The sequence below is a fragment of the Providencia rustigianii DSM 4541 genome (genome assembly GCF_000156395.1).
Lineage (GTDB): Bacteria > Pseudomonadota > Gammaproteobacteria > Enterobacterales > Enterobacteriaceae > Providencia > Providencia rustigianii.
The window spans coordinates 943366-955384 of record NZ_GG703817.1 but is presented as its reverse complement, the minus strand read 5'-3'; the positions used below and the strand labels follow the sequence as shown (position 1 = coordinate 955384).

Annotated in this window: 9 protein-coding genes; 6 read left to right on the top strand and 3 right to left on the bottom strand. The window is 41.6% G+C overall.

The features are described 5' to 3' along the window. Window positions 1-138: 138 nt before the first annotated feature. Window positions 139-1263: a YcbX family protein gene (locus PROVRUST_RS04655; RefSeq protein ID WP_039854300.1), complete on the bottom strand. Its 1125-nt coding sequence runs from the start codon at window positions 1261-1263 to the stop codon at window positions 139-141. A 98-nt stretch (window positions 1264-1361) separates the two neighbouring features. Between PROVRUST_RS04655 and rlmKL the strand changes: the two genes are divergently transcribed. From rlmKL to rmf, 6 genes are all read left to right on the top strand, one after another. Beyond that, window positions 1362-3470: a bifunctional 23S rRNA (guanine(2069)-N(7))-methyltransferase RlmK/23S rRNA (guanine(2445)-N(2))-methyltransferase RlmL gene (rlmKL, locus tag PROVRUST_RS04650; RefSeq protein ID WP_006813555.1), complete on the top strand. Its 2109-nt coding sequence runs from the start codon at window positions 1362-1364 to the stop codon at window positions 3468-3470. A gap of 12 nt (window positions 3471-3482) precedes the next feature. Continuing rightward, window positions 3483-5390, top strand: coding sequence for an ABC transporter ATP-binding protein (locus PROVRUST_RS04645; protein ID WP_006813554.1), 1908 nt, complete (start codon window positions 3483-3485; stop codon window positions 5388-5390). A 34-nt stretch (window positions 5391-5424) separates the two neighbouring features. Next, window positions 5425-6699 (top strand): membrane integrity-associated transporter subunit PqiA, encoded by a 1275-nt coding sequence (gene pqiA, locus PROVRUST_RS04640; protein ID WP_071599533.1) that lies wholly within the window; start codon window positions 5425-5427, stop codon window positions 6697-6699. Beyond that, entirely contained in the window at window positions 6696-8345 is a 1650-nt protein-coding gene (gene pqiB / locus PROVRUST_RS04635; RefSeq protein ID WP_006813552.1) for an intermembrane transport protein PqiB, read from the top strand. Before pqiA ends, pqiB begins: the two co-directional genes overlap by 4 nt. After that, window positions 8345-8899: a membrane integrity-associated transporter subunit PqiC gene (gene pqiC / locus PROVRUST_RS04630; protein WP_006813551.1), complete on the top strand. Its 555-nt coding sequence runs from the start codon at window positions 8345-8347 to the stop codon at window positions 8897-8899. The genes pqiB and pqiC overlap by 1 nt, the downstream gene beginning before the upstream one ends. A 308-nt stretch (window positions 8900-9207) precedes the next feature. Continuing rightward, window positions 9208-9378 carry a ribosome modulation factor gene (gene rmf / locus PROVRUST_RS04625; RefSeq protein WP_006813550.1) on the top strand — a complete coding sequence of 57 codons (171 nt, stop codon included), beginning with the start codon at window positions 9208-9210 and terminating at the stop codon, window positions 9376-9378. A gap of 126 nt (window positions 9379-9504) precedes the next feature. On the opposite strand, the gene fabA is transcribed toward rmf, so the two are convergent. Both fabA and PROVRUST_RS04615 read right to left on the bottom strand, forming a co-directional pair. Then, window positions 9505-10023 carry a bifunctional 3-hydroxydecanoyl-ACP dehydratase/trans-2-decenoyl-ACP isomerase gene (gene fabA / locus PROVRUST_RS04620; RefSeq protein ID WP_006813549.1) on the bottom strand — a complete coding sequence of 173 codons (519 nt, stop codon included), beginning with the start codon at window positions 10021-10023 and terminating at the stop codon, window positions 9505-9507. Window positions 10024-10120: 97 nt separating this feature from the next. Next, window positions 10121-11857, bottom strand: coding sequence for an AAA family ATPase (locus PROVRUST_RS04615; protein ID WP_039854298.1), 1737 nt, complete (start codon window positions 11855-11857; stop codon window positions 10121-10123). Window positions 11858-12019: the final 162 nt, after the last annotated feature.

The following is a 12019-nucleotide window of genomic DNA, read 5'->3' as shown; positions in this document are numbered from 1 at the left end:
AAGAGATGGGTAGATAATATAAAGCTATAAAAATTGTTACTTATCTGTGATATGAAAATAGTAATATTTTTAATTTATCTCATTTTCTAATCCCATTAGAAAAATAAATTCTTTAATGGGATTATTGGGCATTAGATACTAGTTTTGATTTTTCATAAATGCCAACTTAATCGCACTTTTGGGGATACAACTGCAGGCGAGAATATCACCATTTTCCTTTATTGCACTTTGCTTTAACGGCGTGACTTCGCCCTCTATGAGCGAGATACGACAACGACCACAAATCCCAGCGCGGCAAGAATAAGGAATGGATAAACCATGGTATTCCAGCTGTTCAAGAATTACGTGCTCCGTATTTCCTTCATATTCAGTCTCTTCAAACATTAAACTAATTTTACTCGGCGATACTTGAGTGGTCTGCGCAACTGGAACCTCTCTTTCTCGTAGTGGATATTGCTTTGCAGATTTCGTTTCGAGTACAGTCAGAGTATCACCTACCCGGATCACGCCAGTATTTTCAATGAGCAAATTTTGACCAAAATCAACATCGCCACTGTCATCCATTCGGAATGTTTGCAAGGTTGCTAAAGGTTCTGCATTAGGATGTTTGATGCCTTTTTCTGGGCTGACTGTGGTTAAAATACAGCGGCTACAAGGCTTATCCAATGTAAAAATAATTTCGCCGATTTGGACTCGTTGCCATGTATCTTCTTCAAAGGGTTTAGCACCCGTAATAATTAAGTTCCCACGGAATTGCTCAAGTTTAATACTCGCTGGGCAGCGGCGTTGTAACTCTTGCACTGAGGCTTCATTGATTAATAAGAAAGGGTAACCATCGGCAAAAGAGAGGGGGACTTCATGGTGTTTTTTGACGCGGCGAGATAGCTCAGGACTTAGCCAACGTAATTGTACTGGCTCATCAAAAAAGGTACTTAACCAAGTATTTATTGCATCAGGGGCAATAAGTGCATGAAAATGATTCCCCCAAACTTCTGTGGGACTCTGTTTCTGACCAAAGTCCTGATACAATACGCTAGCACTTTCGCCATTTGGTGCTCTGAGATAGAGCCCATTATTGAGCATCGCGGGCGTAAATAGTAACATCTGCGGATATTTTCGCGCAGTGATAAACTTACCCTCTAATGTGGTGACCATAAAGTTACGATCGAATGTTAGCCCGCTTGTATCTGCAAATGCGTGGGATAAGCGGATGCCTCTCATTGATTTGACCGGGTGTGTATAAAGGCGCGAAAGCGTGATCATTTTTTAATCCTATAATTGTTGTTCAGCAACTTTATGACAAGTGCATGAGATTAGCTATAATGCGCAACAATTTTTCATCGAAATCGGTAATAAATACTATGAATTCTCTGTTTGCCAGCACAGCTCGAGGCCTGGAAGAACTACTGAAAACGGAATTGGAAGCTCTTGGAGCTAGCCAGTGCAAAATTGCACAAGGGGGTGTCTATTTTCAGGCTGATGACCGGGTGATGTATCAGAGTCTGCTGTGGAGCAGATTGGCATCCCGTATTCTATTACCTCTGAATGATTTTGATGTCTACAATGACCTTGATTTATATCTTGGTGTGCAAGCAATCGACTGGTCAGAAATATTCTCTGTGAATGACACATTTGTGGTGCATTTTACGGGAACTAACGAAGAGATCCGCAATAGCCAATACGGTGCATTGAGAGTCAAAGATGCCATCGTGGATAGCTTTGTTCGCAAATTAGACCAACGTCCTGATGTGGCACGCCAAGAAGCAGATATTCGCGTTAACGTTTATTTGAATAAAGAACGCGCGAGTGTTGCATTAGACCTCAGCGGTGACTCACTGCATATTCGTGGGTATCGCGATCTTGCAGGTCAGGCGCCATTAAAAGAGACATTAGCGGCGGCGATTGTTAACCGTTCTGGTTGGCAAAAAGATACCCCACTGATTGACCCAATGTGCGGCTCAGGAACGTTATTAATTGAAGCGGCGATGATGGCTGCGGATAGAGCGCCCGGTTTATATCGTCAGCATTGGGGATTCAATGCGTGGTTAAAACATAATCCTGAATTATGGCGTGAAGTAGTGACCGAAGCACAAGTTCGTTTTCGTCAGGGCTTAAAAGAGACAACTTCACGTTTTTATGGCTTTGATATCGATAAGCGTGTGTTAGATATGGCGCGTGCTAATGCGCGTCGTGCAGGTTTACAAGATTTAATTACCTTTAATCATGGTGATGCCGCAGCACTGGAAAATCCAGTAAAAACAGATATTAAGGGAACAATTCTCAGCAACCCTCCATACGGAGAACGTCTGGAAAGTGAGCCTGCCTTAATTGCATTGCACAGCCAACTTGGTCGGGTTGCTAAAGCCCGTTTCCCTGGCTGGCGTTTGTCGATTTTTAGTGGGTCACCAGAGTTATTAAGCTGTTTACAGCTACGTTCAGAACGCGAATTTAAAGCGAAAAATGGCCCATTGGATTGTGTACAGAAAAATTACCAATTAGCCGATGTTCCTTCAGAAACAGTTGCTGAAATTTCCCCTGATTTTGCGAACCGTCTCCGTAAGAATTACAAAAAATTGAGCAAGTGGGCAAAACAACAGGGCGTTGATTGTTACCGTGTATATGATGCCGATTTACCTGAATATAATGTCGCGGTTGACATTTACGGTGACAAAGTGGTGATCCAAGAATATGCACCACCTAAAACGGTGGATGAGCGTAAAGCTCGCCAGCGTCTATTCGATGTGATCACTGCGACCATGAATGTGCTTGAGCTGACATCAAATCAATTAGTGTTAAAAACGCGTCAGCGTCAAAAAGGTAAGCAGCAATATGAGAAATTAGCACAGAAAGACGATTTCTTTTTAGTGAACGAGTATAACGCTAAGTTACTGGTTAACTTAACTGACTATCTCGATACAGGGTTATTCCTTGACCATCGGATTGCTCGTCGCCTATTAGGGGAAATGAGTCGCGGTAAGGACTTCTTAAATTTATTCTGCTACACCGGCACAGCAACGGTTCATGCTGGTTTAGGTGGGGCAAAAAGTACGACATCCGTCGACATGTCCCGTACTTATTTAGAGTGGGCAGAGAAAAACTTACAAGCCAACCAATTAACAGGTCGCCAGCATCGTTTAATGCAAGCGGATTGCTTGAGTTGGTTAGCGAATTCGGATGAGCAATTCGACTTGATCTTTATCGACCCACCTACGTTCTCTAACTCAAAACGTATGGATGGAACTTTTGACGTTCAACGTGACCATGTACAACTGATAACCCATTTAAAACGTATGCTACGTCGTGGGGGAACCGTTATGTTCTCAAACAACAAGCGTGGATTCAAAATGGATATGGATGCATTGAACGAGCTTGGCTTAAAAGCACAAGAAATCACGGCTAAAACACGTTCAGAAGATTTCGCACGTAACCGTCAAATACATAACTGCTGGTTAATTAGCCACGCAGAGTAAGGAATAGGATTAATGGCTTTAATTAATTTATCTGGTGCATATCTGGCATTCAGTGATGCACCCTTGTTAGATAATACTGAAATACATATTGAAGATAATGAACGCGTTTGTTTAGTCGGGCGTAATGGGGCTGGGAAATCAACTCTAATGCGCGTGTTGACCAAAGAACAACCATTAGATGATGGTCAATTGATTTACGAACAAGATCTGATTGTTGCTCGTTTACAGCAAGATCCACCGCGTAATGTGGAAGGAACTATTTTTGATTTTGTTGCCGAAGGTGTTGCTGAGCAGGCGAAATACCTCAAGGATTACCATCATCAACTTAAATTAGTGGAAACAGACCCAAGCGAAAAGAATTTAAATAAATTATCGGATCTGCAAGAAGTTTTAGATAATTTAAATTTATGGTTACTAGATTCTCGCATCAATGATGTATTGAAAAAACTGGGATTACCTGCGGATGCGGAATTATCCTCTCTATCGGGTGGATGGTTACGTAAAGCAGCATTAGGACGAGCGCTAGTGAGCAATCCTCGCGTCTTATTCTTAGATGAACCAACGAACCACTTAGATATCGAAACTATTTTGTGGCTGGAAACCTTTTTGAAAGATTTCCAAGGTAGCATTGTATTTATTTCCCATGACCGCTCATTCATCCGCAACATGGCAACACGCATTATCGATTTAGATCGTGGTCAGCTTGCTTCTTGGCCGGGTAACTATGACGATTATCTGATTAGTAAAGAAGAAGCTTTACGCGTTGAAGAGATGCAAAATGCAGAATTTGACCGCAAATTGGCCCAAGAAGAAACTTGGATACGCCAAGGAATTAAAGCGAGACGTACCCGCAACGAAGGTCGAGTTCGAGCATTAAAAGCATTACGAAATGAACGTTCAGAACGCCGTGAAGTCATGGGGACTGCTCGTATGCAAGTGGGCGAAGCGGCTCGTTCAGGTAAAATTGTATTTGAACTTGAAAATGTTAATTATCAAGTTGATGGAAAAGTTTTAGTTAAGGATTTTTCTGCACAAGTATTACGTGGTGATAAAATTGCATTGGTGGGGCCGAATGGTTGTGGTAAAACCACACTGTTACGTTTGATGTTGGGTGATTTGCAAGCAGATAGTGGGCGCGTGCATTGTGGAACGAAATTAGAAGTTGCTTATTTTGATCAACATCGCGCAGCTTTAGACCCAGACAAAACTGTCATGGATAACCTTGCTGAAGGTAAGCAAGAAGTGATGGTTAATGGAAAACCTCGCCATGTATTGGGTTATCTACAAGACTTTATGTTCCCACCAAAACGGGCGATGACTCCAGTCAGAGCCTTATCCGGTGGTGAGCGTAATCGGCTATTACTGGCTCGTTTATTTTTAAAACCAAGTAACTTATTGATTCTTGATGAACCAACCAATGACCTCGATGTTGAAACGTTAGAATTGTTGGAAGAGTTAGTCGATGGTTATCAAGGTACTGTTTTGCTTGTTAGCCATGATAGAGAGTTTGTGGATAACAGTGTTACCGAGTGCTGGATTTTCGATGGTAACGGTGAAATTAAACGTTTTGTTGGTGGATATTTCGACGCTCAAAAACAAAAAGCACAAACCGTGAGTCTGAAATCTGAGCAAACAAGTAAAGTAGCGACGTCAGAAAAAGAGACAAAATCAAAAGAAGCACCGAAGCGCACAAATAAATTAAGTTATAACTTACTGCGTGAGCTTGAGCTGTTACCCGCAAAATTAGAGCAACTTGAAGGGGATATCGAAGCGCTTCAAGCTCAAATTGGGGATGCAGATTTCTTTAATCAGCCTCATGATGTGACTGAGAAGGCCTTAAGTACTCTCGCCGCTAAAGAGCAGGAATTAGAACAGGCGTTTGATCGTTGGCAGGAGCTAGAGCTATTGAAAAATAGCTAATAAACGATAAAAAATATAAAGGAGAAAAAACACCTTGTGTTCCCATGCGTCCCATGAACATGTGCTCTGTCCTCAGTGTGACATGATGGTTGCCGTTCCTGAATTGGAACAGGGCAATAAAGCCACGTGTCCGCGCTGTGAAACGACGCTAATATCTAAGTGGCGGTATCCCTATAAACAGCCCGCAGCATATGCATTTAGTGCATTAATTATGCTGGTGGTTGCGTGTTTTTTCCCATTTGTAAAAATGGGGGCTGCGGGGATTGAAAATGAAATTTCGATGATTCAAATCGTCGAAATTATATTAGGCACTCGATATAGCGGTTTAGCACTGTTTTTTCTCCTTTTTTCCTTAATTATTCCTGCATTTTGCATGGTGACTATTATCCTTTTAGGGTTACAAGTTCACTTGCCCAAAATGGTAAAAGTAGTGATTACCCGCATTCTATTTCAAATGAAGTCTTGGTGTATGGCCGAGATTTTTTTGGCGGGTGTATTAGTCAGTTTTGTCAAATTAATCGCCTATGGTGATATTGGTATTGGGGCGAGCTTTTTACCGTATTGTGCATTTTGCATGATGCAAGTTCGTGCTTTCCAATGTTTGGATCGTCACTGGTTATGGAATCGCATTGAAGCTGCACCGAAGCTGCATAAGCCGCTGAAAGTCGGGCAGACTGGGATCAGTCAAGATGCAAGGCTATGTCTAGTATGCACAGCAATTCTGCCCGCCGACCAATCTCAGTGTCCTCGTTGCCATTCCCATGGTGGTGTACGTAAAAACCAAAGTATACAGTGGACGCTAGCGCTGCTATTCACCTCGATCCTGCTTTATATTCCGGCTAACGTATTGCCAGTGATGACGACTAATACGCTGGGGAGTGATATCCACTCTACTATCATGGATGGCGTATTGTTGCTTTGGGAAGATGGCTCATTTCCTGTTGCGATGATTATCTTTATTGCCAGTATTATGGTTCCAACATTAAAAATGATTGGGATTGCGTGGTTGTGCCTTGATTCAAAAGGCTTTGGAAATCGCGATCCTCATCGAATGCATTTTATTTATGAGCTAGTGGAATATGTCGGCCGCTGGTCAATGATTGATGTGTTTGTGATTACCATTTTGACTGCATTGGTTCAAATGGGGCAACTTATGAACATCGTCCCTGCACCGGGAGTGATATTCTTCGGTGTGGTCGTGATTTTAACGATGTTTTCGGCAATGACCTTTGATCCTCGCTTAACATGGGATCGTTGTGAGAAGAGAAGTGCAGTTAAGACTGTTGAACAAGAAGGAGCTACAGGGTGACAGATCAAGAAACACCACAGGGCAATGCCAAAGTGAGTAAGTTAAAAAGTTGGTCACCAGTATGGGTGATCCCGATTGTAACTTTATTAATTGGTGCTTGGATCCTGTTTTACCATTTTAGCCATCAAGGTCCTGAAGTGACGTTGATCACTTACAGTGCAGAAGGGGTTGAAGCGGGTAAAACAAAAATTAAAAGTCGCAGTGTTGATATCGGGGTCGTGGAAAGCGTTACCTTAGATTCTAATTTTAGTCGCGTTATCATTAAGGCAAGACTAAACAGTGGAATGGAAGACTTACTGCGTACAGATTCCGCGTTCTGGATTGTGAAACCGACCATTGGCCGTGATGGCGTTTCAGGTCTTGGAACCTTGCTCTCCGGTGCATATATAGAATTGCAGCCGGGACTTGCCTCAAAAGAACATTTCGAATTTACGCTATTGGATACACCTCCGTTAGCTTCACCAGATGCAAAAGGCAAACGGATCATTTTGTCGAGTGATAAGGCCGGGCAGCTTAATGCCGGAGACCCCGTTTTATTTCGCGGATATCGTGTCGGCTCGGTTGAAACCAGTAGTTTCGACATGGATAAGCGTGATATGCGCTACCAATTATTTATTAATGCTCCTTATGACAAATTGATTAGTAGCAATGTGCGCTTCTGGAAAGATAGCGGTATTGCATTCGATATGTCATCCCAAGGGGTTCATGTTTCCATGGGTTCTGTAGCGACATTATTGACTGGCGGCGTGAGCTTTGATGTTCCACAAGGTTGGATTCCAGGTGACGCTGTTAAAGAGAATGCTGAATTCCAGCTATTTGACAATCAAACAAGTATTCAAGATTCTCTGTACACGACATACCAAGATTTTGTCCTGTTTTTCTCAGACTCGGTTCGTGGACTACAGCCGGGGGCACCCGTTGAATTCCGAGGCATTCGCCTAGGTACCGTAGCTCAAGTGCCTTTCTATACGCCGGGTCTAGATCAAACACTGGATAATAATTTCCGAATTCCAGTGCTAATTCATATTGAGCCGGAACGTTTTGCTCAAGATGTTGGCAAAGATTTCAATCTAAAAAATGAATTGAATCTGGCAATGAAAAATGGGCTGAGAGCGTCATTAAAATCAGGCAATTTATTAACTGGGGCACTCTATATTGACCTAGACTTCATTCCTGATGTTCCTGAATATAAAGGACCATATGTGATTGCCGGTTATAAAATCATCCCAACCCACAGCGGTGGCTTAGCGCAAATCCAACAGAAGGTTATTGCGGTTCTTGATAAGATCAACAATATGCCAATTGAGCCAATGCTGAAGCAAACGACACAAACATTAGCAGAAGGTCAAAAACTGGTTCAAGAAGCGAATCAGATGTTTACTCAGTTGAATAAACTGATGAATAGCAAAGAATTCCAAAGTTTACCGAGAGATATGCAAAAATCGTTGCAGGAAATGAATAAAACGATGCAAGGTTTCCAACCGGGTTCACCTGCCTACAATAAAATGGTCGATGACATGCAACGTTTAGATCAAGTTTTACGTGAAGTTCAGCCATTATTACGTACGTTAAATAACAAGAGCAATGCATTAGTTTTCGAAGCTGAGCCAACCAAGGACGTTGTGCCTAAAGGAGTGAAAAAGTAATGAGATATTTATTATCAATCGCTGTTTTACTGTTGGCTGCATGCAGTAGCACCCCAGAAAAAATGTATTACCAACTACCGATGAAAGCGCCTGAGGCACAACAAGCGGTGGTGATGGGCAAAGGTCAGGTTTGGTTACAGCGAGTGACTTTATCTGATGTATTGACCTCTAATGGGATTACATATCAAACATCGGATGTTGCTTATACCAATGCGAGTGCACATTTATGGGCGAGTCCTTTAGAGCAGCAGCTAGGCCAGTCAATGGTTCGTGAATTATCGGCTGCATTACCTGACCGATTAATTTCATTGCAACCCTTACAAAATTCGCCTGAGACGTTAGATATTACGTTAACGGCATTTAATGGTCGCTATGATGGTAAGGTACTAGTTCAAGGATTTTGGACCTTAATCCAAGGTGACAGTATTGTACGTCGTAATTTTGATATCCAATTAGACCAATCGGAAGATGGGTATCCAGAATTAGTTCGCACTTTAGCGAGTGGTTGGCAACAAGTCGCCAGTGATATTGCTAAAGAGATTAGTAAGAAATAATTCTTATTGATGACTCGATTTGAATAAAATGCACTGCGCTAAAAACGTGGTGCATTTTTATTTCAATGGTTAAGAATAAAATATTTAATTTAGTATAACTGAATGATAAATAATGATTAAGATAGTATTTATTGAAATATCAGCCAGTTATAAATACCACTCCACACACATCACATTTACAGCATTTATGACATTAATATAAAATTCTTTACTTGCTTTTCTCATCAACGAACGTTATTTGTATAGTGTATCTATTCTGAAAATAGATACTGTTTTCTTTTCCATTTTAATGATGAGGGAAGTAAGGCATGAAAAGACAGAAGCGAGACCGTTTAGAAAGAGCTTTATCTCGAGGTTATCAAGCAGGTTTAACGGGACGTTCTAAAGAGCTATGCCCATATCAGGCAATTGATGCGCGCTCGCATTGGCTCGGTGGCTGGCGAAAAGCGATGGAGGATAGAGCGGCAGTTGCCGTTTAGCTTACCAGTCATTATGATTTTTTAGATTAAAAACTTGAACCGTTTCGGGGAGTTAATTTAGAACAATCGATCCAATTATAAACCTCCGCATTTGCGGAGGTTTGCATTTTAGGGATAAGCGGATAATTAAAACGCGCTCGTATCCTTAAATAGACCGACTTTCAGGTCATTTGCGGTATAAATCAGTTTACCGTCAACAAGAACCTCACCATCAGCTAATCCCATAATCAATTTACGGTTAATCACACGTTTAAAATTGATACGGTAAGTGACTTTCTTCGCAGTAGGTAATACTTGACCGATGAATTTAACTTCACCAACGCCGAGAGCGCGACCTTTACCTTCTCCGCCTAACCAGCCAAGGTAAAAACCAACTAGTTGCCACATTGCATCAAGACCTAAGCAGCCCGGCATGACAGGGTCATTCGTAAAATGACAGCCAAAGAACCAAAGGTCTGGATTGATATCCAGTTCTGCTTCTACATAGCCTTTGTTGAATGTACCACCATCCTCGGTCATTTTGATGACACGATCCATCATCAACATATTACCTGATGGTAGCGGAGGACCATTTTCCCCAAATAATTCGCCTCTTCCAGAAGCCTCTAAATCTTCTTTTGTATAGGATTCGCGTTTATCAACCATGATCTTCAGATAGCCTTTATCTATGTGTAAGCCAACAGGATAGCTTACACTTGTACGCTGAACAACTCCGATCTGCTAAAATTTACTCAATATTTACTTAGCCAAGCCATTTTAAAAACCAAGGTAATCTTGCTTTATCAGGCGAGTTGGCTTGATTTATGCGTTCTTGAATTAAAGCTAACAGGTGTACATTATCACCTTCAACTTGCTGCTCAAAATAGGGCTGTTTAGTGAGAAGGGTGACTGCTTGAGCAACATGTTCCACAGGCCAAATATGAAATTTGCCTTCTTTCACTGCATCAATAACGTCTTCTTTTAGGCATAAGTGGCGAACATTAGACATTGGAATAATGACGCCTTGATTACCCGTTAATTCACGTTTGTCACAAATATCATAAAATCCTTCGATTTTTTCATTTACTCCCCCAATTGGCTGGACATAACCAAATTGGTCAACGGAGCCTGTTACGGCAATTTGTTGGTCGATGGGTTGTAATGATAATGCACTAATTAATGCGCATAGCTCAGCCAATGAGGCGCTATCGCCATCAACTTCACCGTATGACTGTTCAAAAACAATAGATGCGGAGAATGGCTGTGGTTGCTCCAATTTTAATTCATAGTTGAGGTAAGCTTGCATGATCATCATGCCTTTCGCGTGGATATTTCCACCCAATTCAGCTTTACGCTCTACATCGGTAAATTCTCCATCCCCGAGATGAACCACACAAGTGATCCGCGAAGGTTCACCAATAGCATCAGGATATCCTGGATATTGTAAAACGGATAAGCCATTAATTTGCCCAACCATTTCACCTTCTGTTTTAACGAGTACTTGTTCTTGCAGGATGTCATCCTGATTCCGTTCTACAAGGAAGCTATGACGCCATAATCGGTTTTCTTCTGCTTGAGCAAATGAATCGCGGGTCAATAAGCCTTCAGTGGAATAATGGGATGCATCTGTTAAACGTCGTGTTAACCAGTGAATATCAAGAGGAAGATTATATTTGTCTTCACAGCTACGAGCCGCTTGTATGACTAATGAAGGCCAGCCATCTGCAGCAATCTCAGGTAATTTATTTTTGTTGATAATGAATTTGACGAAGTTCATCCATAGACTTAATTGATCTTCATCTTCAAAGAACATTAATGGCTCATATTCACCATAAATGGCACTTTCAAATAATTCAGGTGCAGCCAGCTCAAACTCTTCAAGAGTCAGCCGATCTCCGACAATAATAACTTTCAGTTCCAGTGGATGAGGCTCAACATCAATCGGTAGGGTTTGATTCTCACTGTATGGTAGCCACTCTAGCTGACGGCGCATCACCATATTTTTTAAGCGAGTCCACATCAATGGTTGAGTTACGAAAGCGCTCGCGGAGATGACTAGTACGCCCCCATTAATTTGATGTAGTAAACCAGGAACTAAATTCATCGTCGGAGTGATATAGCCAAACAGCTGCTCTGGTTCTATCCATTCACGATAGGCTATTTTGTCTCGGGTAGAGAATCGGCTTTGAATATCACTTTTCCATTGATATGACAGCTTGCCCTCAGAGAGTTGATAATCTCCGTGTATCGTTTTAGTTTCAGTTAATAATGGCGTGATCGAGTCCGCGAAAAATTTTAAGTATTCTTCGCTTTCATCAGACTTGATGAACATAAAACGTGTTTGTGCATATTCGTGAACGAAACGCTGCATTCCATCAAATAATCTTGGCTGGATATCAGACAGCGTTGAAGGTGTTAAAGTCGCTGAAGAGACAAATTTTGTCTGGAAAGACGATAAGTTAGGCGTTAGGCCTTGCCATGTTAGTTCTTGACTGATCACTATAATTATCTGCTATTAGTATGGTTATCAATAATGCCTGCCAATTAGCTGGGCGCGTATACCTGAGTTTATTTCGATTTTGTCTGTTTTATATACGGTTTCAGGCAAATTAGTGACCTTAAGATACCTTAAAGTCAAGATTGTTATATTAGCCTTTAGGAG